The sequence below is a fragment of the Mesorhizobium sp. HAY1-8B genome (assembly GCF_056868045.1).
Window position 1 is genome coordinate 2,495,030 of record NZ_CP200321.1, and the last position, 23,197, is coordinate 2,518,226.

Annotated in this window: 22 protein-coding genes; 13 read left to right on the forward strand and 9 right to left on the reverse strand. The window is 63.6% G+C overall.

From position 1 onward, the window contains the following. Positions 1-8: 8 nt before the first annotated feature. Complete coding sequence (locus tag AC1VON_RS11830; protein WP_483122308.1) at positions 9-929, reverse strand: bifunctional 5,10-methylenetetrahydrofolate dehydrogenase/5,10-methenyltetrahydrofolate cyclohydrolase; 921 nt, start codon at positions 927-929, stop codon at positions 9-11. Between the two features lie 262 nt (positions 930-1,191). Continuing rightward, the gene (locus AC1VON_RS11835; RefSeq protein WP_483122310.1) at positions 1,192-1,932 is read right to left on the reverse strand and encodes a L,D-transpeptidase; all 741 of its coding nucleotides are present in this window, start codon (positions 1,930-1,932) and stop codon (positions 1,192-1,194) included. Positions 1,933-2,146: 214 nt separating this feature from the next. On the opposite strand from AC1VON_RS11835, the gene AC1VON_RS11840 reads away from it, so the two are divergent. Further along, positions 2,147-2,785, forward strand: coding sequence for a DNA-3-methyladenine glycosylase I (locus tag AC1VON_RS11840; protein ID WP_172352017.1), 639 nt, complete (start codon positions 2,147-2,149; stop codon positions 2,783-2,785). A 3-nt stretch (positions 2,786-2,788) separates the two neighbouring features. Here AC1VON_RS11840 and AC1VON_RS11845 read toward each other — a convergent pair whose 3' ends face one another. Both AC1VON_RS11845 and AC1VON_RS11850 read right to left on the reverse strand, forming a co-directional pair. After that, positions 2,789-3,178 carry a hypothetical protein gene (locus AC1VON_RS11845; RefSeq protein ID WP_483122315.1) on the reverse strand — a complete coding sequence of 130 codons (390 nt, stop codon included), beginning with the start codon at positions 3,176-3,178 and terminating at the stop codon, positions 2,789-2,791. Between the two features lie 56 nt (positions 3,179-3,234). Continuing rightward, positions 3,235-3,486 (reverse strand): hypothetical protein, encoded by a 252-nt coding sequence (locus tag AC1VON_RS11850; protein WP_483122320.1) that lies wholly within the window; start codon positions 3,484-3,486, stop codon positions 3,235-3,237. Between the two features lie 251 nt (positions 3,487-3,737). Between AC1VON_RS11850 and hisS the strand changes: the two genes are divergently transcribed. From hisS to AC1VON_RS11875, 5 genes are all read left to right on the forward strand, one after another. Next, the gene (gene hisS / locus AC1VON_RS11855; RefSeq protein ID WP_483122325.1) at positions 3,738-5,234 is read left to right on the forward strand and encodes a histidine--tRNA ligase; all 1,497 of its coding nucleotides are present in this window, start codon (positions 3,738-3,740) and stop codon (positions 5,232-5,234) included. 11 nt (positions 5,235-5,245) lie between these two features. Continuing rightward, positions 5,246-6,367, forward strand: coding sequence for an ATP phosphoribosyltransferase regulatory subunit (locus AC1VON_RS11860; protein ID WP_172352013.1), 1,122 nt, complete (start codon positions 5,246-5,248; stop codon positions 6,365-6,367). After that, complete coding sequence (gene hisG, locus AC1VON_RS11865; protein ID WP_172352012.1) at positions 6,364-7,062, forward strand: ATP phosphoribosyltransferase; 699 nt, start codon at positions 6,364-6,366, stop codon at positions 7,060-7,062. Before AC1VON_RS11860 ends, hisG begins: the two co-directional genes overlap by 4 nt. 101 nt (positions 7,063-7,163) lie before the next feature. Beyond that, complete coding sequence (locus AC1VON_RS11870) at positions 7,164-8,936, forward strand: AMP-binding protein (RefSeq protein ID WP_483122331.1); 1,773 nt, start codon at positions 7,164-7,166, stop codon at positions 8,934-8,936. Between the two features lie 199 nt (positions 8,937-9,135). Further along, the gene (locus AC1VON_RS11875) at positions 9,136-10,239 is read left to right on the forward strand and encodes a calcium:cation antiporter (protein WP_483122336.1); all 1,104 of its coding nucleotides are present in this window, start codon (positions 9,136-9,138) and stop codon (positions 10,237-10,239) included. Between the two features lie 46 nt (positions 10,240-10,285). Here the strand turns inward: AC1VON_RS11875 and AC1VON_RS11880 are convergent, their stop codons facing one another. Next, positions 10,286-11,194 carry a LysR family transcriptional regulator gene (locus AC1VON_RS11880; RefSeq protein ID WP_483122340.1) on the reverse strand — a complete coding sequence of 303 codons (909 nt, stop codon included), beginning with the start codon at positions 11,192-11,194 and terminating at the stop codon, positions 10,286-10,288. 98 nt (positions 11,195-11,292) lie between these two features. Between AC1VON_RS11880 and AC1VON_RS11885 the strand changes: the two genes are divergently transcribed. After that, the gene (locus tag AC1VON_RS11885) at positions 11,293-11,817 is read left to right on the forward strand and encodes a hypothetical protein (protein ID WP_483126319.1); all 525 of its coding nucleotides are present in this window, start codon (positions 11,293-11,295) and stop codon (positions 11,815-11,817) included. Positions 11,818-11,858: 41 nt separating this feature from the next. Here AC1VON_RS11885 and AC1VON_RS11890 read toward each other — a convergent pair whose 3' ends face one another. Both AC1VON_RS11890 and AC1VON_RS11895 read right to left on the reverse strand, forming a co-directional pair. Beyond that, positions 11,859-12,545 (reverse strand): TetR/AcrR family transcriptional regulator, encoded by a 687-nt coding sequence (locus AC1VON_RS11890; RefSeq protein WP_172352001.1) that lies wholly within the window; start codon positions 12,543-12,545, stop codon positions 11,859-11,861. Positions 12,546-12,749: 204 nt separating this feature from the next. Continuing rightward, on the reverse strand, positions 12,750-13,694 hold the full coding sequence (locus AC1VON_RS11895) for a nucleoside hydrolase (RefSeq protein ID WP_172351999.1): 945 nt from the start codon (positions 13,692-13,694) through the stop codon (positions 12,750-12,752). A gap of 104 nt (positions 13,695-13,798) precedes the next feature. On the opposite strand from AC1VON_RS11895, the gene AC1VON_RS11900 reads away from it, so the two are divergent. The 4 genes from AC1VON_RS11900 (at position 13,799) to AC1VON_RS11915 (ending at position 17,563) form a co-directional block, all read left to right on the forward strand. After that, complete coding sequence (locus AC1VON_RS11900; RefSeq protein WP_172351997.1) at positions 13,799-14,812, forward strand: isopenicillin N synthase family dioxygenase; 1,014 nt, start codon at positions 13,799-13,801, stop codon at positions 14,810-14,812. Positions 14,813-14,903: 91 nt separating this feature from the next. After that, the gene (locus AC1VON_RS11905) at positions 14,904-15,761 is read left to right on the forward strand and encodes an ABC transporter substrate-binding protein (protein WP_483122353.1); all 858 of its coding nucleotides are present in this window, start codon (positions 14,904-14,906) and stop codon (positions 15,759-15,761) included. Between the two features lie 57 nt (positions 15,762-15,818). Then, positions 15,819-16,760, forward strand: a complete 942-nt coding sequence (locus AC1VON_RS11910; RefSeq protein WP_483122358.1) for an amino acid ABC transporter permease — start codon at positions 15,819-15,821, stop codon at positions 16,758-16,760. A 50-nt stretch (positions 16,761-16,810) separates the two neighbouring features. Continuing rightward, the gene (locus AC1VON_RS11915; protein ID WP_483126320.1) at positions 16,811-17,563 is read left to right on the forward strand and encodes an amino acid ABC transporter ATP-binding protein; all 753 of its coding nucleotides are present in this window, start codon (positions 16,811-16,813) and stop codon (positions 17,561-17,563) included. Between the two features lie 9 nt (positions 17,564-17,572). Here the strand turns inward: AC1VON_RS11915 and AC1VON_RS11920 are convergent, their stop codons facing one another. Beyond that, positions 17,573-18,481 (reverse strand): hydrogen peroxide-inducible genes activator, encoded by a 909-nt coding sequence (locus tag AC1VON_RS11920; RefSeq protein WP_483122363.1) that lies wholly within the window; start codon positions 18,479-18,481, stop codon positions 17,573-17,575. A 162-nt stretch (positions 18,482-18,643) separates the two neighbouring features. Between AC1VON_RS11920 and katG the strand changes: the two genes are divergently transcribed. Further along, positions 18,644-20,842, forward strand: coding sequence for a catalase/peroxidase HPI (gene katG, locus AC1VON_RS11925; RefSeq protein WP_483122368.1), 2,199 nt, complete (start codon positions 18,644-18,646; stop codon positions 20,840-20,842). A gap of 71 nt (positions 20,843-20,913) precedes the next feature. Here katG and AC1VON_RS11930 read toward each other — a convergent pair whose 3' ends face one another. Continuing rightward, positions 20,914-21,591, reverse strand: a complete 678-nt coding sequence (locus AC1VON_RS11930; RefSeq protein WP_056565223.1) for an MIP family channel protein — start codon at positions 21,589-21,591, stop codon at positions 20,914-20,916. Between the two features lie 307 nt (positions 21,592-21,898). On the opposite strand from AC1VON_RS11930, the gene AC1VON_RS11935 reads away from it, so the two are divergent. After that, complete coding sequence (locus tag AC1VON_RS11935; RefSeq protein WP_172351987.1) at positions 21,899-23,188, forward strand: RsmB/NOP family class I SAM-dependent RNA methyltransferase; 1,290 nt, start codon at positions 21,899-21,901, stop codon at positions 23,186-23,188. Positions 23,189-23,197 lie beyond the last annotated feature (9 nt).

Here is a 23,197-nt window from a genome sequence, read left to right on the forward strand (position 1 = left end):
GCCGGCGCTTATTCCGCCGCGAGCCTGTCCGCCGTCCCGTAGGTCGCCTCGTAGAGCGCGCGCTGGCGGCTGAGCGCCACCATCGTGTTGCGCAGCAGGATCGCGACCGTGATCGGACCGACGCCGCCCGGCACCGGCGTGATCCAGGAGGCGACTTCACGCACGCTTTCGGTGTCGACGTCGCCGACGATGCGGCTCGTCCCATCCGGTCCGATCTCGGAATTGATGCCGATATCGATGACGGCCGCACCCGGCTTCACCATGTCGGCCTTGATCAGCCGGGGTTTGCCCACCGCGACGAACAGCGCGTCGGCACGGCGCGCATGTGCTGCGACCGACCGTGTCATGTGATGGCAGACCGTAACCGTCGCGCCTTCGCTCATCAGCAGGAACGCGATCGGTTTACCGACGATTTCCGAATGGCCGACGATGACGACTTCCAGCCCCTTGAGGTCGAGGCCGGTTTCCTTGAGCAGTTCGACCGAGGCGGCCGCTGTGCAGGGCGCCAGATCGAGCTGATTGTAGACGATGTTGCCGATCGAGGCCGGGTGCATGCCCTCGACGTCCTTCAGCGGATGCACCGCTGCCTGCAGCGTCCTGATCGGGATATGGGCGGGCACCGGCCGTTGGATGATGATGCCGGTGACGCGTGGATCCGCGTTCAGGCCGTGGATGGCGGCTTCGAGTTCACCCGCGGTGATGGTGGCGGGAAAACGCCGTTCCTCGAAATCGATGCAGGCGAGCTGAGCCTTGGCGCGCTGGTTGCGCACGTAGACGTCAACCGCATCCGTATCGCCGACGGTGATCGAGATCAGCTTGGGCGGAAAACCCTCTGCTTTGGCAATTGCCGCATCCTCGCGCACGGCGGCGATGATGCGCTGGGCAACCGGGCCGCCCTTGAGGTAACGGCTGTCATCGGACAGGGACATGGGTGAACTCTTTCTTTCGTTGGCGCCGACATAGCAAAAGAACATCGAAGATGGCAGCACGAAAGCGAACCGCCATGCCTTTTGCGCGACGCAACGACGCGGGCCGTGTCGCAGGTACGGGATGCCGATCAAAAAGAAAGGGCAGCGCGGTCTCCCGCGCTGCCCTTCTCGACCGACCGCATCCCCATACGGCCCGTCCCCCGTTATTCCTTCCAATTTCCGGAAACGATGTATGTCCGGGTCAAGTGATTCGCTTGGGCTATTATATCACCTCAACCGTGGTTCCGACATTGACCCGTTCATAGAGATCGACGACGTCCTCGTTGCGCATGCGGATGCAGCCCGACGACACCGCGCCGCCGATCGTCCACGGCTGGTTGGTGCCGTGGATACGGTACTCGGTCGTGCCGAGATAGAGCGCACGGGCGCCAAGCGGATTCTCGATGCCGCCGGCCAGGAAGGTCGGCAGATAGCGGCCCTTGGCGGCCTCGCGCTTGATCATTTCCGCCGGCGGACGCCAGTCCGGCCACTCGCGCTTGTTGGTGATCTTGTGCGTGCCCGACCATTCGAAGCCGGGCTTGCCGGTGCCGACGCCATAGCGCCGCGCCTTGCCGTTCTTCTCGACCAGGAAGAGGAAATTCTGCGTCGTATCGATGACGATCGTGCCCGGCTTCTGCGGGCCGTCATAGGCGACTTCCTGCGGCAGGTAGATCGGGTTGATCTGTGGGCGCATCACCATGCGCTTGGCCGGCGCCTGCACGGCGGCCGTCTGCACCCGGTCGGGCTGTGCCGATTGCGCGGTGCGCAGGCGTGGCTGCTGCACGATCTGGCGGTTCTGCCGTACGATGCCCGGCGCGCGGCCAAGCTGCAGCACCCAGGGGGCGGAAAGATCGGGGCTCACCATAACCGGCGGCCTGTCGGCATAGCGGTCGCCAGCGGCCGAGGGTGTGACGCCGGCAAATACAGCCACGGCGCCGAGCACGGAAAACAAAACTCTCTTCATCGGGAACGCACCTTGATCGTCTGATACAACCGGGTGGAAACACTGCCCGGTTCAGCGATCATTGGCGCGCAAGCAGCAACCGAAACATGAATCGGAATGCGTAAAATGCGGTTCTGTCAGTAAACCTTTTGGTGTGGTTACCGCCCGGTTCAGGAATCTGGTAAAGCCACGGTAAAAGCGGCGCGGAAGCGCGTTAACGGATGGATTTTTCGCAATGAGCAATGAAAGCACCGGCCTGCTTGCCGGTCCCGACGGTGTCGCGCGCTGCTTCTGGCACGGCAACCTGCCCGATTATCTGCACTACCATGACCATGAATGGGGCCGGCCGGTGGCCGATGACCGCAGGCTGTTTGAAAAGATCTGCCTCGAAGGCTTCCAGTCGGGCCTCTCATGGCTGACCATATTGCGCAAGCGCGAGAATTTTCGCGAGGCCTTCGCCGGCTTCGACTTCGACAAGGTCGCCGCCTTCACCGACAAGGATGTCGAGCGCCTGCTCGGCAATGCCGGCATCATCCGCCATCGTGGCAAGATCGTCTCGACCATCAACAACGCCAAGCGCGCCCGCGAGATGGTGGACGAGTTCGGTTCGCTCGCCGCCTGGTTCTGGAAATTCGAACCCGGCAAGGAGGAGCGGCCCAGAATTGTCGATCTCGCCCATTTGCGCGCCAATCCGACCACGGCGGTCTCGGTGCGGATTTCGAAGGAATTGAAGAAGCGCGGCTGGAGCTTTGTCGGCCCGACCACGGTCTATGCCTTCATGCAAGCCATGGGCCTGGTCAACGACCATCTCGAAGGCTGCATCTGCCGCAAGGAGGTCGAGAAGGAACGGAAGGCTTTCAAGCGGCCGAAATGAGGCTCACCTCTCAAACCGTCCCTTGTGTCCGCTGCCATTGATGTCCCACACCAGGCTGCGGCCGGAAATGGTCAGCACCAGACCGCTGAAGCCGCTGTCGTCGGGTGTCTGATGCGTCGATGCCGAACTGCGTCCAGCCGGAATGACCTCGACGGTCGATCCCTTCTTCACCCAGCAGCCCTTGCCGTACTGGTCGTTGGCGCCGTAGGCGAGCATGAATTCGAAGCTGCCGTCCTTCCTGAGCAGCAGTTCGGAGCCAACCTCCATGACGCCGCGAAGGTAGTAGTGGCCGGCAAGGGCGGCATCGCTGGGCTTGCAACCCGCCGCGCTGGCAGGATCTGCCGTTCCAAGAAGAAGTGCGCAGCCAAGCGCGTATGCGTAGCCCAATCGCATGCTCAATCCCCCGATCAAGAAAATTCTTGGATATTGCTCCTGACGAAGCGGGCGGCTCAGGTGCCGGTGGCGCTGGCCAGGAAAAGTCCGGCAACGATTGCCACCACCGTGGCCACCGTCGGATAGATGACCAGCATCCCGGTCACCAATGCGTCGCGCAGGGAAGTCCCGTTGTCGGTGTCGGCCGGCACATCGAACGGGCCTGCGGCCTGGCCGAGCACTTTCGGTGCATGGATGCTCGCCGGGCGCAACCGCGCCGGCAACGCGCCAGCACCGCTATCGGCATGGAATTTCACTGCGCTGGTCATGTTCCGAACCCCTTCATGTCGATGCGCTGTATCGGTTCCGATTGTGTCGGTACGATGCCGCGCTCATGGCGGGATTGTTTCATTTTCAGCGCGTTTTGTTTCACGCAAGTTCGCTTCCGTCTTCTCTTGACCCGGGCATGCCCGAGGAGGCGACCCTTGCCGCTCTGGGCTTCATCGGTTAGGACACGCGCGTTGCGAAGATCGCAACATTGTTGACCTGCAAGCACCACGAAACTCCGGGCAAACATCTCATGGCCGATAAATCGGAAAAGACGAAAGCGCGGCTGCCGCGCGGTTTTGCCGACCGCAGCGCCGAGGACATTCGCGCCGTCGAGAAGATGATGGCGACGATCCGCTCGGTCTATGAGCTCTACGGCTTCGAGCCCGCCGACCAGCCGTTGATCGAATACACCGATGCGCTCGGAAAATTCCTGCCCGACCAGGACCGGCCGAATGAAGGCGTGTTCTCCTTCCAGGATGATGACGACCAGTGGTTGTCGCTGCGCTATGACCTGACGGCGCCAACGGCACGTTTCGTCGCCGAGAATTACGAACGCCTGCCAAAACCCTATCGCAGCTACCGCTCCGGCTGGGTGTTCCGCAACGAGAAGCCCGGCCCCGGCCGCTTCCGTCAGTTCATGCAGTTCGACGCCGACACGATCGGCACGCCGGGCGTCGCCGCCGACGCCGAAATGGCGATGATGATGGCCGACGTGATGGAAGCGCTCGGCATCAAGCGCGGCGACTATGTCATCCGCGTCAACAACCGCAAGGTGCTCGATGGCGTGCTGGAGGCAATCGGCCTCGGGGGCGATGAAAATGCCGGACGCCGCCTGACCGTGCTGCGCGCGATCGACAAGCTGGACAAGCTCGGGCCGGAAGGGGTGAAGCTCCTGCTTGGGCCCGGCCGCTGGGATGGCGGCAAGGAAGGCGAAGGCGACTTCGCCAAGGGGGCCGGCTTGAACAACGGGCAAGCCGAGGCGGTTCTTCAGGCAACAGCGAGAAATGCACAGGTCGGCCAGGATTCCATGGTCAATTCGAACGCGACCTACCAGGAAGGCGTCGGCGAACTCTCGACCATTGCAGCCTTGGTCAGGGCGGCAGGATATGGCGAAGACCGCATCGCCATGGATCGCTCCGTCGTGCGCGGCCTCGAATATTATACGGGCCCTGTCTTCGAGGCTGAATTGCTGGCGGAAATTCCCAATGAGGACGGCCAGATCGTGCGCTTCGGCTCGGTTGGTGGTGGCGGCCGCTATGACGGTCTCGTCTCGCGCTTCCGTGGCGAACCGGTGCCGGCGACGGGTTTCTCCATTGGCGTTTCCAGATTGATGACGGCGCTGAAGAACCTCGGCAAGCTCGATAGCGCTGATGTGATCGCGCCCGTCGTCGTGCTGGTCATGGACAAGGATACCGAGAGCCTCGGCCGCTACCAGAAGATGGTGAGCGAATTGCGCGCCGCCGGCATCCGCTCCGAAATGTACCTCGGCGGCGCCGGCATGAAGGCGCAGCTCAAATATGCCGACAGGCGCGGCTGCCCGGTCGCAATCATCCAGGGTGGCGACGAGCGCGCCAAGGGCGAGCTGCAGATCAAGGATCTGATCGAAGGCGCGCGCATGTCCGCCGAAATTACCGACAACGCCGAATGGCGCGCCGCCCGCCCAGCGCAGGTCACGGTGGCTGAAAGTGAACTGGTCGCCGAGGTGAAGAAGATCCTGGCGGCGCAGGCTGCCGATCGCGCGAAATAAGAGCGCGGCCAGTGACCTCGCGCTACCCCGCCATCGCAGCCGACATCACCAGCCTCTTCGCCGCGCGCGACACGCACGCGGTCGAGGTCGCCGTCCTGCAGCCGGCGGACCCGTTCCTCGACATGGCCGGCGAGGATCTGCGCCGCCGCATTTTCCTCACCGAAAGCGAGACAGGGCAGACCTTGTGCCTGCGGCCGGAGTTCACCATTCCGGTCTGTCTCGACCATATAAGCTCGCAGGCCGGCACGCCGCGGCGCTATTCGTATCTGGGGGAAGTGTTCCGCCAGCGCCGCGAAGGCGGCAATGAATTCTTCCAGGCCGGCATCGAGGATCTTGGCGACCGCGACACGGCGCAAGCCGATGCCCGCTCCGTGGCCGATGCGCATGCGCTGCTGTCGCTTGTGCTGCCCGGCCAGCCGCTGACGGTCACGCTCGGCGACCAGGGGATCTTCGAAGCGGTGTTGGCCGCACTCGGCCTGCCGCGCGGCTGGCGCATGCGGCTGGCCCGTGCCTTCGGCTCGGCGCCAATGCTGCAGGCGGCACTCGCCGACCTCGCTAACCCGCCGCGCAACGGCCAGCTCTCTGGCGATGTCGCCGCCCTTGTCCTCGATGGCGATCTCGAAGGTCTCTCGACCCGCATCGCTGGCGGCATGGAAGAGGCTGGGCTTTCGGCAACTGCCGGGCGCTCGCCCTCCGACATTGCGCGGCGGTTGATCGAGAAGGCCGAATTGCGCAGCGTGCGGCTGTCGAATGAGGCGTTCGCGGCATTGAAAGGCTTTCTGGCGATCGACGTCCCGCTCGATGGCGCGGCTGAGGCGCTGGAGACCTTCGCCGCCGGTGCTGGGCTTTCTCTGGGGGCCGCGCTGGAGAAATTCGCCGCCCGTGCCGGGGCGATCGAGGCCCATGGCTTGCCGGCAGGAAACATCCGCTATGACGCCGCCTTCGGCCGTCCGCTCGACTACTACACTGGTGTGGTTTTCGAAATCGCGGCGCAAGGCGGCGAGCGTCCCTTGGCCGGCGGCGGCCGCTACGACCGGTTGCTGACATTGCTTGGCGCCAAGACAGCCATCCCCGGCGTCGGCTTTTCCGTTTGGCTCGACCGCATCGAGGCGTTGCGGGAGACGGTACCATGATCACGTTGGCCATTCCCTCGAAGGGCCGGCTGAAAGAGCAGGCGCTGGACGTACTGGCCAAGGCCGGCCTCGCCATCAGCCTGCCTGGCGACGAGCGCAAATATCATGCCCGTGTCGAAGGCCTGGACAATGTCGAGGTCGTCTTCCTGTCGGCGTCCGAAATATCGGGCGAGATCGGCCAGGGTGCGGTCGATCTCGGCATCACCGGCGAGGATTTGGTGCGGGAAAACCTGGCCGACTGGGAGGCGCGTGCGGAAATCGCCGCCCGTCTCGGCTTCGGCCATGCCGACGTCGTGGTGGCCGTGCCCGAGATCTGGCTCGATGTCGACACCATGGCCGACCTCGACGACGTCGCCGCCGATTTCCGCCAGCGCCATGGCAGGCGGCTGAGGATTGCCACCAAATACTGGCGGCTGACACAGCAATTCTTCTCGCAGAAGCACGGCATCCAGGTCTATCGCATCGTCGAAAGCCTGGGTGCCACCGAGGGCGCGCCGGCGGCGGGACTTGCCGATGTCATCGTTGACATCACCACGACCGGTTCGACGCTGCGGGCCAACCACCTCAAGGTGCTGGGTGACGGCGTCGTGTTGAAGTCGCAGGCCTGTCTGGTCGCATCGAAGAAGGCGCGTGCCTCAGGCGATGAAGCCATCTTGCGCGACATCGTCACGAAGATGGCGGCGGCGGTCGTGTAACGATCACTCCCCCTCCATGGAACAGAACTCCAGTACCATCGGCGGGATTTCCACCGTCCCGGCAGGCTGATAGGCTCGATGCGGTCTGGGAGGAGACAGCGATGCCGGTCAATCTCGACGAGCTGAAGAACGCCACCAATCTGCGCGGCCGCGGCGCGCGCGCCGGCAGCGTCTTTATCGCACCCGTCGATGGCAGGGCGCATGTCTCGGGCGAGCGCAAGGTACCGCTGCTCGACAAGACCATTCCGGCACTTTTCTCCGACACCGCCAGCAAATACGCCACGCAGGATGCCGCCGTTTTCGTCGGCCAGGACAAGCGCTTCACCTGGAGCGAACTGTCGGACACGGTGGATGCGCTGGCTGCGGGATTTCTGGCGCTCGGTCTCGAAAAGGGCGACCGCGTCGGCATTTGGTCGCCCAACAGATGGGAATGGCTGGTGACGCAGTTCGCCACCGCCCGCATCGGCCTGATCCTGGTCAACATCAACCCGGCCTACCGGCTGACCGAACTCGAATATGCGCTGAACAAGGTCGGCTGCAAGGCGCTGGTGACGGCCGCCAGTTTCAAGACCTCGGACTATCTCGGCATGGTCGAGACGCTGGCGCCGGAGATCGCCAAGGCCACGCCGGGCAAGCTCAAGGCGCAAAAATTGCCGGCGCTGAAAATTGTCATCCGCATGGGCGACGACAATTCGCCAGGCATGTTCAATTTCGCCGACGTGCTGGCCATGGCGGGTCGCGACGAGCATGACAGTCTCGACCGCATTTCAGAGGGACTGAAGCCGAACGATGCGATCAACATCCAGTTCACCTCGGGCACGACGGGTGCGCCCAAGGGCGCGACGCTGACCCATTTGAACATCGTCAACAACGGCAATTTCGTCACCTCGGCGATCAAGCTCACCGTCGACGACCGGCTCTGCATCCCGGTGCCGCTCTATCACTGCTTCGGCATGTCGATGGGCACGATGGGCTGCGTGTCGAAGGGAGCGACCATGGTTTTCCCGGGCGAGGGTTTCGATCCCGGTGCGACGCTGAAGGCCGTGGCACAGGAGCGCTGCACCGGCCTTTATGGCGTGCCGACCATGTTCGTCGGCATGCTCGATCATGCCGATTTCAGCGTCTTCGATCTCTCCAGCCTGCGCACCGGCATCATGGCCGGCTCGCCATGCCCGATCGAGGTGATGAAGAAGGTGGTATCACTGATGCATATGTCCGAGGTGACCATCGCCTACGGCATGACCGAGACCAGCCCGGTCTCATTCCAGAGCGGCGTCGACGATCCGCTGGAAAAGGGCGTCTCTACGGTTGGGCGCATCCACCCTCATGTCGAGGTCAAGGCCGTCGATTCTGAGGGCGCCACCGTTGCCGTCGGCACACCGGGCGAACTGTGCACGCGCGGCTATTCCGTCATGAAGGGCTATTGGGACGACGACGAAAAGACCCGAGAGGCGATCGATGGCGACGGCTGGATGCACACTGGCGACCTCGCCACCATCGATGCCGAGGGCTATTGCAACATCGTCGGCCGGGTCAAGGACATGGTCATCCGCGGCGGCGAGAATGTCTATCCGCGCGAGGTCGAGGAATTCCTCTATCGCCATCCCAAGGTAAGGGAAGTGCAGGTGTTCGGCATTCCCGACCAAAAGTATGGCGAGGAGCTGTGCGCCTGGATCGTGCTCAAGCCCGGCCAGATCGCCACCGAACAGGAGATCAGAAACTTCTGCGCCGGCCAGATCGCCCACTACAAGATCCCGCGCCACATCCGCTTCCGCACCGAATTGCCGATGACGGTGACGGGCAAGCCGCAGAAATTCCTGATGCGCAATGCGATGGTGGAGGAACTGGGGCTGGTGGCGCAGAAGACGGCGTGAGGGGTGGACGCCTCGATTTTGTCGTTGCGCTCAATAATGCCGACGTCGCGCGACCTTGCGGCATCTTCAGGAGCCGCGGGTCGGTGTCGTTTGCTGGAGTCGAACGCCGGGTGATGGGCTTGCCGGCTTTGCGATGACATTGGCTGAGGCGCTCCCCACAGGCTTTCCGCAAAGGTTCGCAGAACACATGGGGGCTTGAATGACTGGTTTCGGACGATCGGCGATTTCCTACGCGATGCCCCTCGCTGCGCTGGCGATGGCTGTCGCGGTCAGAGCCAGCGGGCTGTCGGTGGACCAGGGTTCGCTGAGCGCCAGGATCCTTGTTGGTGCGCTGTCGAGTGCGATCATGTTCGTCACCATTTTCGTGGTGCTCGACCACGCCGAGGCGGTGGCTCGGCGGGTAGGGGAGCCGTACGGCACGCTGGTGCTGACGTTTGCCGTCACGGCAATCGAAGTGTCGATCATTGTTTCCATGATGCTACACGGAGAGAACAACCCGACGCTGGCACGGGAGTCCGTCTTCTCCACGGTGATGATCACATCCACCGGCGTTGTCGGCATGTGTCTCGCGCTTGGCGGCTGGCGTCATCGCAAGCAGGCCATCGTGCGGCAAGGGACCAGTGCCTATCTGGCGGTTCTGATCGCGCTGACCGTCATGACGCTTATTCTGCCGACCTACACCCAGACCACGGATCCCGGCACGTTTTCGGCAGCCCAACTTGGTTTCGTCAGCGTCCTCTCGGTGCTGCTCTATGCAAGCTTTGTCTTCGCGCAGACCGTCCGGCACCGGGAAGACTTTATCCAGGGACAACCACACGACGTTTCGGTGCGCGCTGCCCCTCACGAGAGCATCTCTGCCAGCGCTCTTCTGTTGGTGGCCGGGCTGATCGGAATTGTCATGCTCGCCGAGCAGGTCGCGGCAAGCGTCGAAGATACGCTCGTTGCCTATCAGGTGACCCAGGCTGACAGCATTGTGGGGGCAATGATCGCGGGGCTGGTGTTGATGCCGGAGGCCATTTCGGCGGTGCGCGCTTCACTCAACAACGAGCTGCAGCGCGGCTTGAATGTCGCGATGGGTTCGGCTTGCGCCACGATCGGCCTGACCATACCGGGAGTCGCAGCCGCCAGCCTGCTGACGGGGAGAGGACTGACCCTGGGGCTGCCGGCTGCCGATGCGGTCCTTTTGGTCTTGGCGCTTTTCATATGCAATGTAAGCTTCAGCACTGAAAGAACGACGTTCTTGACCGGAATGGTCCATCTTGTAGTGTTTTTTACCTATATATTTCTGATATTTATACCATGAAAGCTTTGGTGAAAGCGAAGCGCCAAGGGAGACATCCTTCGCTGCCTCAGACCCCGGATTTGAGGTGGTCGATGAAGGCGCGCAGTTTCGGCAGGATCTGGCGCTTGCCGGGATGATAGAGGAAGACGCCTGGCGTCGTCGCGGCGATGGTGTCCAGCACGGGCTCGAGCTTTCCTTGGGCAATCTGAGCTTCGGCGACCGGTCGAGGGATTTGCGCCAGCCCTACGCCTTGCATCGCGGCCCCCAGCAACGTCGGATAGTCATGCGCGATCAGCGGGCCTGAGACTGCCGCCTCGATCGTTCCGTTGCCGTCGACGAAGGACCAGGGCGCGATGGTGCCGTTCGAGCGGCGCAAGCGCAGGCAGGCGTGGTGGCGAAGGTCGTCGACGCGCTCGGGGCGGCCGCGGCGCTCGAGATAGTCGGGGCTGCCGACAACCACGAACGAGAACGCCGGAGTGAGCCGCACCGCGATCATGTCCGGTGCGATGAACTGACCGAGGCGGATGCCGGCATCGAATCCGCCGGTCGCCAGATCGACCATCTCGTCGCTCGCGGCGATTTCCAGTTCGATCTCGGGATAGGCCCGGCAAAACGAGGCGATCATCGGCTCCAGGATCAACGGCACGACGGCGCGCGGGACGGACAGGCGCAGCAGTCCGGTCGGCCGTTGGCCGACATCACGCGCCGCCTCGCCGGCCGCGACGATCTCCCCGAAGGCAGGGCCGGCACGGTCGAGGAACCGCTCACCGGCCTCGGTCAGGCCGACGCTTCGTGTCGTGCGGACAAACAGCGCCGCACCAAGCCGCGCTTCCAGCGCGCGCACCGCCTGGCTCACGGCCGACGGCGTCACGCCGAGATCGGCGGCGGCGCGGCGGAAGTTCCGGCGCCTGGCGACAGCCAGGAACACCTCGACACCCTCCAGCGCACCGTGCCGGATTGTGTAGTTCTGCTTCATAGGTTGTTGTGATTACAGCGGATAGTCCAACGATGGAAGCAGGTTTAAATGTTCTCCTGAAGCCGAAAGGTCGCGCCAACTGCCAACAGGAGGCCAAATTGCCAACGGAAATGCTGTTCCAGACCCATCTCGTTCTGGGTTATGTCGCGTGGCTGCTTTGCTTCGCTGCGTATATCTGGCCCTGGCTGAGCTCGATGGACCGCGTCGCGGCGCATCGCGCCATTGCCACCCTGCATAGTTTCCGCTTCTTCGGGCTCGTCTTTATCCTTCCGGGCGTCGTCAGCCCAGATCTGCCCGCCAGCTTTGCCACCTTCGCCGCTTACGGCGACTTTGCAACGGGGGTGCTGGCCATGCTGGCGCTGCTCACGGTGCGGATACGCCAGCTTTTCTGGCCGTTCGTCGTCGCCTTCAATGTCGTCGGGATGGTCGACCTCATCGTCGATTATTACCAAGCCATTCAGGCTGACCTCCCTGCCCATGCAGGATTGTTTGGCGCCACCTATGCGATCCCGGTCATCTACGTGCCGCTGTTGATGATCACGCACATCACCGCATTCTGTTTTCTGCTGCGCCCGCACCAGAACGCGACGCGCGCCGTTGCCAACGAGGCGACTGCTTCGTAGATTGTTTGGAGATCGGCTGGGTGTCCCGCAACCTGCCGCCGCTACGCCCCTTGCTGGCGACGGCCGATCCGCATTTCGCTCGGTCGCGGCGCCGAACCCGGCTCCTGCACGAGCGGTCCAAGCAGCACCTCTCCGAACAGCGGCTGGTAGCTTCTGCGCACCGCCGGATCCTCCTTGAAGGACAGAGCGTACTGGCCGATCTGGTGGAAATAGGTGATGCGCGCCCTGACCAGGCTTTCATCCTCGGGATAGCCCATGGCGCGGAAGGAGCGGATCAAGAGCGCGATGCGCAGGTCGTCCATGTCCTTGACCTCCTGCGTCAGTTTCTTCGACGTGCGCGACCAGTCGCGTACCGCCAGATCAAGCAGAGGGCTGAACGGCGCTTCGTCCACCCAGACATGCACGATGTCGGTGAAGAACTGCAGGCCGTCGATGCCGTGCATGTCGCGCATCGCCCAGAACGGCGCGCAATTGATGTTGCGCCATTCCTGCAGCAGGCTGTCGCGAAGGTCGGCCAGGCTGGCGAAGTGGAAGTAGAAGGAGCCGCGCGTCACCTTGAACTGTTGGGCAAGGCGGTCGATCTTGACCTCGCCGATGCCGCGCTTTTCCAGCACCTTGCGTGCCGCCGCGATCCAGGCCTCGCGGCTCAGCGTCTGACGCGCCGCCTTCGCACGCGAGGCGGTCCTGGGAGGTTTTTTAGCTCGGGCCGGGGCAGTGTCCGCTTTCATGTGGTCAAGACCTTCATCGCCATGCGCGACGCCTCCAGCCCGTTCGCCGGCTTCGGTGCGCTTCGCGATTCTTAGAGCGGTTCATCGTTTCATGGAAACGCCGAACTACTCTATCTCTTTGTTTTGACGCAATTCCGGACGGAAAACCGCTTCACACTTTTCCTGGAATTGCTCCAACTGCCCATCTATCGCGGAACGCCGGGCTCAGGGCAATGCGCTGATCCGCTCCAGCATGAGTTCGAAGAACGGCGCCGGGTCGATGCGCCGCAGCACGTTGCAATTCTTGCGTCGGCCGGTCACGTGCCACCAGTCGACGACGGTCATGCCGATCGTCTCCGGCGAGACGATGTCGACCGTCACCGCGCACTGGCGCTGCTCATAGATCTGCGGCGCCAGCAGATAGCCGGTGACGCAGGCATCGTGGATGGGGCGCGCCGCCGTTTCGAATTTGTGCGTGCCGTACTGGCGGAAGAAGTCGGCCAGGTTGGCGGCCTCGATCGCGGCGCGGCTGCCAGTGGCGCGCAGGCGGTCGAGCCACTCGGGCGTCATCAGCGCGGTGTAGGTGCAGTCTATGCCCGCCATGGTCACCGGCACGCCGCTGTCGAACACCTTGTGCGCCGCATGCGGGTCGACGAAGATGTTGAACTCGGCCGCGGGCGTGGCGTTGCCGCCCTGGAAGAAGCCACCGCCCATCAGCACGACTTCGCGCAGCCGGGGCACGATCCTCGGCTCCATGGTCATGGCCATGGCGAGATTGGTCATCGGCCCGAGCGTGCAGACGGTCAACTCGCCCTCCGGCGCATCCATGATGGTGCGCACCATGTAGTTGACAGCGTGTTCGTCCTGCAGTGGCGTCACCGGTTCTGGAAGGTCGGCGCCATCAAGACCGGTTTCGCCATGGACATACTCGGCCGTGATCAGCTTGCGCACCATCGGCGCCGGGCATCCGGCATGCACCGGCACGTCCGCGCGCCCGGCAAGCTCGACGACCTTGAGCGCATTCTTCGACGTCAGGGCCAGCGGCACATTGCCGCCGACCGTGGTGATGCCGACCACGTCGAGCTCGGCCGGAGAGCCCAATGCGAAAAGGATGGCGAAGGCGTCGTCCTGGCCCGGATCGGTGTCGATGATGATCTTGCGTGGTGCCATGATGCCGCGACTCTCCTTTTTGCCATCGAAAGCCTATTGATGAGGCCGTTCGGATGTGTAGAAATACAGTACTGTATCTTATGTTCAAGACAGGGTGTTCGAAAATGGATGCACGAGAGCGCGGCGATTTTTCCGAAATTCCGATCCTCGACGTTTCGGCGCTCTATGGCGACGACGAAGGCGCGATCCGGGCAACGGCGGCGACGCTGCGCCGCTATCTCGAGACGATCGGCTTCCTCTACGTGACCGGACATCCCATTCCGCGCGCCGACGTCGAAGCCGTCCGCGAAGCCTCCAAGCGCTTCTTTGCCTTGCCCGAGGAGGAAAAGGCGAAGCTCAAGATCGACAAGAATTTCCGCGGATTCCTGCCCTTTGCCGGCTCGACCATCGTGACCTCGTCGGTGGCGACCGTCAGCAAGCCCAACCAGAGCGAATCGATCTTCTTCATGCACGAGGTCGGCGCCGACGATCCCAGGGCCCTGGCCGAAAAGCCGCTGCAAGGCCCTAACCAGTGGCCGGACGAGGCCACCGTGGCGGGCTTCAGGCAGACGATCGAGCGTTATGTCGATGAGATGGGAACGCTAGCCCGCAAGATGGTCCGCGCCATCGCGCTCTCGCTCGGACTGCCCTCCGACAGCCTCGACCGCTATTTCGAGCAGCCGACGACCTTCCTGCGGCTGCTCCACTACCCGACCCAGCCTCAGGAAGAAGGGCTCTTCGGTTCGGCGCCGCATACGGACTATGGCTTCATCACCTTGCTGGCTCAGGACAATGTCGGCGGCCTCGAGGTCAAGAACAAGGCCGGGGATTGGGTTCCCGCGCCTCCGGTCCCGGATTCCTTCGTGATGAATGTCGGCGACATCCTTGCGCGCTGGTCCAACGACCAGTTTGTCTCGACGCCGCACCGCGTCATCAACCGGTCGGGACGTGAGCGCTATTCGCAACCCTTCTTCTTCGATCCCTCCATGGACGAGACCATCGAGGCGCTGCCGGTCTGCGTGCCGGCCGGCACGCAGCCGAAATACGCACCGGTGCTCTACGGCGACTATCTGATGGAGCGCATCGACAAGAACTACCACTATCGCAAGAAGAAGGCGGCCGAAGCGGCAGGCGCGTAAGCAAATGTCGAGCCCGAGCCGGCCCCCGAACGGAGGCCGGCTCGGGCTTTGCCTGGTGAAGACTGCAAACAAGCAAGAAAGGGGAACAGCAATGAATGCATATCTGCGAACGGCCAGCCTTGCGCTGGCGATATCCACCATGGCCTGGGGCGGGGTTTCCCGGGCCGCCGAGGTTGCGAAATCCACCGACGTCAAGCAGAGCGGAACGCTCGCTGTCGCCAACACGCTGGACTATGCGCCGTTCGAATATCTCGATGCCGACGGCAAGCAGACCGGCATCATCATCGAACTCGCGGGCGAGGTGGCCAAGCTGGTCGACGCCAAGCTGGATGTTCAGCGCACGCCATTCCCCTCGATGATCCCCGGCCTGGCCGCTGGTCGCTTCAAGATCGCCTGGGAGACGTTCTCGGCCACGCCAGAACGGCTGAAGCAGGTCGATTTCGTCATGTTCCTGAAGGCCGGCCTCGCCGTCTCGACGTCGCCCGACAAGAAGGCGAGCTTCAGCGGTGACACGCCGCTCTGCGGCAAGCGCATCGGCGTTTCGGCCGGCAGCGCCTCCGACTTCCTGGTCGACAAGCTCGGCAAGGAGTGCACCGACAAGGGCCAGGCGGCCATCGAGAAGTCGGTCTTCAACTCCTCGACCGATATCGTCCAGGCCGTGCTGTCCGACCGTGTCGACGCCCGCATGGACGATGCGACCGCGTCGAGCTATTTCGAGGTGACGAGCAAGGGCCAACTGATGGTGTTGCCTACGCTTTACGAGGTCGCGCCGCTCGGCATGGCGATCGCCAAGGACGACAAGGAAACCGCCGACATGATGGTGGGCGCGCTCGCCGAGCTGTTCAAGAACGGCACCTACAAGGCTATCCTCGACAAGTACGGCATGGGCGCTTACGCCATCAAGGAACCCTACTTCGTCGGGACCATGGACGCGCTGCGCGCCGAATAGAAACGACCCGGCGCCTGATCATCGGTCAGGCGCCGGCCAGCAATCAGGAGACGATTGATGGGCGTGGCCCACCCGACCGAGATCGGCGTCGAGCCGGGCGTTGCCGCTGCCGTGTCACGACTGACCGTCGTGCCGCAGCGCCGCTATGGCATCTGGATCGGCACGGCGTTCGCCTTGCTGCTGGCGTTCCTCATCATTCGCGCCTTCGCCAGCAATCCGGCCTTCGCCTGGAGCACGGCCGCCGGCTACCTGTTCCACCCCTCGATCATGCGCGGCCTTGGCAACACGCTGGTGCTCACCGTCATCATCATGGTGTTGGCGATCGTGGTCGGCACTGTCATCGCCATCATGCGGGTATCGCCAAGTCAGGTGCTGCGCGCTTTCGCGGGCGTCTATGTCTGGTTCTTCCGGGGTGTCCCGGCCCTGATCCAGCTGATCTTCTGGTTCAACCTGTCGCTGCTGGTGCGCGAAATCTCGCTCACTGTGCCTTTCCTGGGCACGCTGTTTTCCGTACGAACCAATGATTTCATGACCCCGTTCTTCTCCGCTGTCGTGGCGCTTTCGCTGTGCGAGGCCGGCTACATGGCCGAGATCATCCGCGCCGGCATCAAGTCAGTGCCGTCGGGCCAGTCGGAAGCGGCGAGCGCGCTCGGCATGCCCTACCGCATGATCCTGAAGCGCATCACCCTGCCGCAAGCCATGCGCTTCGTGCTGCCGCCGACCGGCAACGAGGCGATCAACCTGCTGAAGATGACCTCGCTGGTGACGTTCATCGCCGTTGATGACCTGTTCTACACGGCGCAAAGCATCTATGCCCGTACCTTCGAGACGATCCCGCTCCTGATCGTGGTCGCCTTCTGGTACCTCGCCGTGGTCAGCATCATGTCGGTCGGGCAGCATTTCCTGGAGCGCCATTTCGGCCGCAGCGACACGCGCCGCGATCCCCTGACGATGCGCGCCTTGCGCAACTTGATCAGCCTGCGCGGCGTTGCCCGATGAGCGACGTGAAGTCCGAAAATCGCGCCCGCTTCGGCGTCCCGGCCAATTCCATGGTGTTCGCGCGCGGCGTGCGCAAAACCTATGGCCAGCTTGAAGTGCTCAAGGGCGTCGACTTCGACGTGGCCGAGGGAACGGTGGCCTGCATCATCGGTCCGTCGGGATCCGGCAAGAGCACGTTCCTGCGCTGCATCAACCATCTGGAAAAACTCAGCGGCGGCATCCTGCTGGTGGACAGCCAGTTCGTCGGCTACGACCTCCAGGGCGACAAGCTCTACGAGGTCAAGGACGATCTCCTGTGTCAGCGCCGGGCCGAGATCGGCATGCTGTTCCAGTCGTTCAACCTGTTCTCGCACATGACGGTGATGGAGAACCTGATCGAGGCGCCGACGCAGGTGCGGCGCATCCCCGTCGACCAGGCCAAGGCCGAGGCGGAAGTCCTGCTGCGGCGCGTCGGCCTTGCCGACAAGGTCGACCGCTATCCGCGCGAACTGTCCGGTGGCCAGCAGCAGCGCGTGGCGATCGCGCGCGCCATGGCGATGAAGCCGAAGGTGCTTTTGTTCGACGAGCCGACATCGGCGCTCGACCCCGAACTGGTCGGCGAGGTGCTGCAGGTGATGCGTGATCTGGCCGAGAGCGGCATGACGATGGTCGTCGTCACCCACGAGATCGGCTTTGCCCGCGAGATCGGCGATCAGCTCGTCTTCATGGATGGTGGCGTGATCGTCGAACGCGGCGCGCCGCGCGAGATGATCGCCAACCCGCAATCGCCACGAACCCGCGAATTCCTGTCCCGGGTTCTCTGACGCCTGGCTTTACGCGGCCAGCACCGTGGTGCCGAGGCCGCGGATGATCTTCGCCAGTTCGACGCACTCGCCATGCCTTGCATTGTTGCGCCGCCAGGCAAGGCAGATCATGCGTTGCGGCATCGGCTCCTGGAACGGCACGATCTTGAGGTCGGGGATGGTGCCGGCGGGCCCCGTGGCCATTTCGGGGATGAGCGTGACGCCGAGGCCATGCGCCACCATCTGCAAGAGCGTGGTCAGGCTGGTGGCGCCGTAGCTTGCCATCGCCACCGGACGCACATTGCCACAGACCGCCAGCGCCTGTTCGCGCAGGCAATGCCCTTCCTCCAGCAGCATCAGCCGCTCCAGCGCCGGGCTCTCGGGCGGGACCGGCGGCGAGGCGAAGGCCGGATCGCCAGCTGGCACTGCGAGGAAGAACCGGTCGGGAAACAGTGCCTCGGTGGTCAGGCCCGGATGATCGAGCGGAAGCGCCGCGATGAAGGCGTCGAGCTTGCGCGATGCGGTGTCCTCGATCAGGGAGGTTGTGACGGCCTCGCGCAATTCGAGCAGCAAGGCCGGAAAATGCTTCTTCAGTTCGGGCAGGGCGCGCGGCAGAAGATAGGGCGCGACGGTCGGGATGATGCCCAACCGGAAGCGCCCCTCCATGGCCGTGCGACCGCGCCGGGCTGTCGTTTCGACGTCGCGTATGTCGGCCAGGATGCGTTCGATACGCGGCAAAAGGGCAACCGCCTCGTCGGTCATTCGGACCGACTTGCCGCCGCGCTCGAACAGCCGGCAGTTCAGCCGTTGCTCCATTTCCGCGATCTGCGAGGACAGTGCCGGTTGGCTGACACCGGCGAGTTTTGCCGCGCGTCCGAAATGCAGCGTCTGCGCCAGGGCGTCGAAATAGTGCATCTGTCGGACAGTCAAGCCTATCATAAGAAAATCCTATCGAAATGAACAGGAAAGGCAATTTGTTTTTATCACCAATGCGGCCTAGTCTGGAATCATTCCAGATTGGTGCGGTCGCTGGCCGCCCCCAAAATCTTGGCAAAAATCAACCTCGGCGAAGTCAAACCTCGGCAAAATCGGAGCAGTAAGATGGACGCGAAAACCGACGACAACAGCGCGGGCAAATGCCCTGTGGCGCATGGATCCGCCGGCCGGACCAACCGTGACTGGTGGCCGAACCAGCTGAATGTCCAGATCCTGCATCAGCAATCGTCTCTGTCCGACCCGATGGGCGAGGCGTTCGACTATGCCGAGGAATTCAAGAGCCTCGACCTCGACGCCGTCATCAAGGATCTGCATGCGTTGATGACGGATTCGCAGGAATGGTGGCCGGCCGACTTCGGCCATTACGGGCCGCTGTTCGTCCGCATGGCGTGGCACAGCGCCGGCACCTACCGCATCGCTGACGGCCGCGGCGGCGCCGGAGCCGGCCAGCAGCGTTTCGCGCCGCTGAACAGCTGGCCGGATAACGTCAACCTCGACAAGGCCCGCCGGCTCCTGTGGCCGATCAAGCAGAAGTACGGCCGCAAGATTTCCTGGGCCGACCTTCTGATCCTCACCGGCAACGTCGCGCTGGAATCGATGGGCTTCAAGACCTTCGGTTTCGCCGGCGGCCGCGCCGACGTCTGGGAGCCCGAGCAGGACATCTACTGGGGTCCGGAAGGCAAGTGGCTGGCCGACGAGCGCTACGCTGGCGACCGCGACCTGCAGAACCCGCTCGCCGCCGTGCAGATGGGTCTGATCTACGTCAACCCGGAAGGCCCTAACGGCAATCCGGATCCGCTGGCCTCGGCACGTGACATCCGCGATACTTTTGCCCGCATGGCCATGAACGACGAGGAGACCGTCGCGCTCATCGCCGGCGGTCACACCTTCGGCAAGACCCATGGCGCGGGCGATGCAGCCCTTGTCGGCGCCGAGCCGGAAGCCGCCGATATCGAGCTGCAGGGCCTCGGCTGGGCCAGCAAGTTCGGCACCGGCAAGGGCGGCGACGCCATCGGCAGCGGCCTGGAAGTGACCTGGACAACGACGCCGACCAAGTGGAGCAACAATTTCTTCGACAATCTGTTCGGCTTCGAATGGGAACTGACGAAGAGCCCGGCCGGCGCGCATCAGTGGACGCCGAAGGGCGGCGCCGGCGCCGGCACGGTGCCGGATGCGCACAATGCTGGAAAGCGTCATGCACCCTCGATGCTGACCACCGACCTCGCGCTGCGGTTTGATCCTTCCTACGCGACGATCTCGAAGCGCTTCCACGAAAACCCGGATCAGTTCGCCGACGCGTTCGCGCGCGCCTGGTACAAGCTGACCCACCGCGACATGGGCCCGCTCGCCCGCTATCTGGGCCCGCTCGTGCCGAAGGAAGAGCTGCCCTGGCAGGACGTCATTCCGGCGGTCGATCATGTGCTGATCGACGAACAGGATGCCGAAGCGCTCAAGGCCAAGATCCTGGCGTCCGGCCTGTCGGTATCGCAGCTTGTCTCGGCGGCGTGGGCGTCGGCCTCGACGTTCCGTGGTTCCGACAAGCGCGGCGGCGCCAATGGCGCGCGCATTCGCCTGGCACCGCAGAAGGACTGGGCGGTCAACCAGCCGGCCGAACTCGCCAAGGTGCTCGACAAGCTCGAAGCCATTGCCAAGGACTTCAACGCCGCTCAGATCGGCGGCAAGAAGGTCTCCCTTGCCGACCTTATCGTTCTTGGCGGCAACGCGGCAATCGAGAAGGCCGCGAAGGATGCCGGTCACAGCGTGGACGTCCCCTTCTGGCCGGGCCGCATGGACGCCTCGCAGGAGCAGACGGACATCCATTCCTTCGCGCCGCTTGAACCGACCGTCGACGGCTTCCGCAACTATGTCAGCGGCAAGCAGCGGCTGACCGTCGAGGAGGCGCTGGTCGACCGGGCGCAGCTGCTGACGCTGACGGCGCCGGAAATGACCGTTCTGGTTGGTGGCCTGCGCGTTCTCGGCGCCAATGCCGGGCAGTCCAAGCATGGTGTCTTCACCAAACAGCCGGAAACGCTGAGCAACGACTTCTTCGTCAACCTGCTCGACATGGGCACTGAGTGGAAGGCGACGTCCGATGCCAAGGACGTCTTCGAAGGCCGCGACCGCAAGACCGGTGAAGTCAAGTGGACCGGCACCCGCGCCGACCTCATCTTCGGCTCACACTCGCAACTGCGTGCTCTCGCCGAAGTCTATGCGACGGCGGACGCCAAGGCGAAATTCGCGAAAGACTTCGTCGTGGCATGGACCAAGGTGATGAACGCCGACCGCTTCGACATCGCAGGCTGATCCGGAAAGAGCTCTGTTCAAAAAAAAGGCGCGGGCCGTGGCCCGCGCCTTTTGCATTCAGGCTCTTGAAATCAATCCTTCTCGAAGACGCGCGCCTTGGCGACGACGCCGGCGATGGCGCCGCCGATCAGCGGTGCGACGATGAACAGCCAGAGCTGGCTGAGCGCGGCGCCGCCGGTGAACAGCGCCGGGCCGATGGAGCGGGCCGGATTGACCGAGGTGCCGGTGACCGGGATCATGGCGAAGTGGATGCCTGCCAGCGTCAGGCCGATGACCAGCCCGGCAAATGCCGTCGAGTGCTTTTCAGCGGTGACACCGAGGATCACCGTGACGAAGGTGAAGGTGCCGATCAGTTCCCACAGGAACGCCGAGCTCACGCCCCATTTCGTCTCATCCCAGCCATTGGCGCCGAAGCCGGTCGTGTGGCCGCCGGCCTGGCCGGAAACGATGATCCACAATGCCAGCGAAGCCAGGATGGCACCGATGATCTGCGCGATCCAATAGGGGATGACGTCCTTGGCCGGCAACCGCCCGGCAAGAAAGACACCGAGCGTCACCGCCGGATTGAGATGCGCGCCCGAAATCGGGCCGATCGCGTAGGCAGCGGCGATGAGGCCGATGCCGAACGCCAGACCGATGCCTTCCTGGCCGAGCGGCAGCGCGCCGCCGAAGCCGCCCGTCACCACCGACGCCGTGCCGATGAACACCAACAGAAATGTGCCTAGAACTTCCGCCAAATAAGTTTTCATTGCCCTCTCCTCGTAGCGATCCGCCGGTCCACGTTTTCCGCGCCGCGAATCATGGTGTGAAGAGTATTACCAACCGAAAAACTTGGAAAGCAGAGCGGTTGCCCCACGGGTCGTGCTTGCAGTCGGCAGTTACGAACATTAGACACCTTGCATCTATTGATCGATCTGCTGTTGCCGGCCCGCGAGATTTATTGATCGGACAGATTTCAGGCTGCCTCTTCGTCGCGAGACGGAGCGGGGTTCAATCCGGACGCGAAAGGCTCTAAGAGCAGGTGATAGTCACGTGTTCGATTTGATGGAATGACCGATGCGACTGGGCGGACGGCTGGCTGCGGCCATCGAAGTGCTGGAAGACATTGGCCGGCGTCACCGGCCGGTGGCCGATGCGCTGAAGGATTGGGGCCTGTCACATCGCTTCGCCGGCGGCGGTGATCGCGCGGCCATCGGCAACATCGTCTACGACGCGCTGCGCCACAAACGCTCCGCCGGCTGGCTGCTTGGCGAAGACACGCCGCGCGCGATCGGCTTCGGCGCCTTGCTGCTCGAATGGGGCCAGACGGCGCAGTCGCTCAACGACGCGCTCGACGGTGACAAGTTCGCACCGCCGCTGCTCAGCGCCACAGAGTTGCAGACGATCGCCGGTCGCCAGCTTGCCGATGCCCCATCTGCGGTGCAGGCCGACATACCCGATTGGTGCGAACCGCTTTTCGAACGGGCCTTTGGCGAGGCATGGGTCGGGGAGGGCGCCGCGCTGGCGACCCGCCCGCCGCTCGACATCAGGGTCAACACGCTGCAGGCCGATCGTGCCAAGGTCCTCAAGGAACTGGCCGATACCGGGGCGCAGGCCGCGCGGATCGCGCCGCTCGGCATCCGCATTCCGCCGATCGATGGCGACGGCAGGCACCCGAACGTGCAGTCCGAGCCGGCCTTCCAGAAAGGCTGGTTCGAGGTGCAGGACGAGGGCTCGCAAATAGCGGCCACGCTTGCCGGCGCCGAGGCCGGCATGCAGGTGCTGGACTTCTGCGCCGGCGCCGGCGGCAAGACACTGGCGCTGTCGGCTGCGATGGGCAATACAGGCCAGATCTTTGCCCATGATGCCGAAAAGGCGCGGCTGGCGCCGATTTTCGACCGCATCCGACGCTCGGAAAACCGCAATGTGCAGGTCGTCACCAAGCCGGCCGAACTTGCTCCACTCTCTGGCCATATGGATATCGTGCTTGTCGACGCGCCCTGCACCGGCAGCGGTACCTGGCGGCGCCGTCCCGATGCGAAATGGCGGCTGACGCAAAGGCAGCTCGACGCCCGCAAGGGTGAGCAATCTGCGATCCTCGATGCCGCCAAGGCGTATGTGAAACCCGGGGGCCTGCTGGTCTACATCACCTGCTCGGTGTTCGACGAGGAGAACAGCGAACAGGTCGCCGCGTTTCGCGAGCGCAACAGCGGCTTTGCCCCGCTCGATCACCGCGCCCTCTGGGATAGCTGTTTTCCGGGCCACGAGGCGGCCGCGAGAATTGGCGCTGGCGCGGATATTTCGCTGTCTCCGGCGCTGAGCGGCACTGACGGGTTTTACTTCTGCGCCATGCGCAAGGCGAGTTGAACGCTGCCG

Bases quoted from the DNA above. Each gene is read 5' to 3' on its own strand.
- AC1VON_RS11830 (WP_483122308.1), bottom strand. From the start codon at position 929: ATGTCCCTGTCCGATGACAGCCGTTACCTCAAGGGCGGCCCGGTTGCC.
- AC1VON_RS11835 (WP_483122310.1), bottom strand. From the start codon at position 1,932: ATGAAGAGAGTTTTGTTTTCCGTGCTCGGCGCCGTGGCTGTATTTGCC.
- AC1VON_RS11840 (WP_172352017.1), top strand. From the start codon at position 2,147: ATGAGCAATGAAAGCACCGGCCTGCTTGCCGGTCCCGACGGTGTCGCG.
- AC1VON_RS11845 (WP_483122315.1), bottom strand. From the start codon at position 3,178: ATGCGATTGGGCTACGCATACGCGCTTGGCTGCGCACTTCTTCTTGGA.
- AC1VON_RS11850 (WP_483122320.1), bottom strand. From the start codon at position 3,486: ATGACCAGCGCAGTGAAATTCCATGCCGATAGCGGTGCTGGCGCGTTG.
- hisS (WP_483122325.1), top strand. From the start codon at position 3,738: ATGGCCGATAAATCGGAAAAGACGAAAGCGCGGCTGCCGCGCGGTTTT.
- hisG (WP_172352012.1), top strand. From the start codon at position 6,364: ATGATCACGTTGGCCATTCCCTCGAAGGGCCGGCTGAAAGAGCAGGCG.
- AC1VON_RS11870 (WP_483122331.1), top strand. From the start codon at position 7,164: ATGCCGGTCAATCTCGACGAGCTGAAGAACGCCACCAATCTGCGCGGC.
- AC1VON_RS11875 (WP_483122336.1), top strand. From the start codon at position 9,136: ATGACTGGTTTCGGACGATCGGCGATTTCCTACGCGATGCCCCTCGCT.
- AC1VON_RS11880 (WP_483122340.1), bottom strand. From the start codon at position 11,194: ATGAAGCAGAACTACACAATCCGGCACGGTGCGCTGGAGGGTGTCGAG.
- AC1VON_RS11890 (WP_172352001.1), bottom strand. From the start codon at position 12,545: ATGAAAGCGGACACTGCCCCGGCCCGAGCTAAAAAACCTCCCAGGACC.
- AC1VON_RS11895 (WP_172351999.1), bottom strand. From the start codon at position 13,694: ATGGCACCACGCAAGATCATCATCGACACCGATCCGGGCCAGGACGAC.
- AC1VON_RS11900 (WP_172351997.1), top strand. From the start codon at position 13,799: ATGGATGCACGAGAGCGCGGCGATTTTTCCGAAATTCCGATCCTCGAC.
- AC1VON_RS11905 (WP_483122353.1), top strand. From the start codon at position 14,904: ATGAATGCATATCTGCGAACGGCCAGCCTTGCGCTGGCGATATCCACC.
- AC1VON_RS11910 (WP_483122358.1), top strand. From the start codon at position 15,819: ATGGGCGTGGCCCACCCGACCGAGATCGGCGTCGAGCCGGGCGTTGCC.
- AC1VON_RS11915 (WP_483126320.1), top strand. From the start codon at position 16,811: ATGGTGTTCGCGCGCGGCGTGCGCAAAACCTATGGCCAGCTTGAAGTG.
- AC1VON_RS11920 (WP_483122363.1), bottom strand. From the start codon at position 18,481: ATGATAGGCTTGACTGTCCGACAGATGCACTATTTCGACGCCCTGGCG.
- katG (WP_483122368.1), top strand. From the start codon at position 18,644: ATGGACGCGAAAACCGACGACAACAGCGCGGGCAAATGCCCTGTGGCG.
- AC1VON_RS11930 (WP_056565223.1), bottom strand. From the start codon at position 21,591: ATGAAAACTTATTTGGCGGAAGTTCTAGGCACATTTCTGTTGGTGTTC.
- AC1VON_RS11935 (WP_172351987.1), top strand. From the start codon at position 21,899: ATGCGACTGGGCGGACGGCTGGCTGCGGCCATCGAAGTGCTGGAAGAC.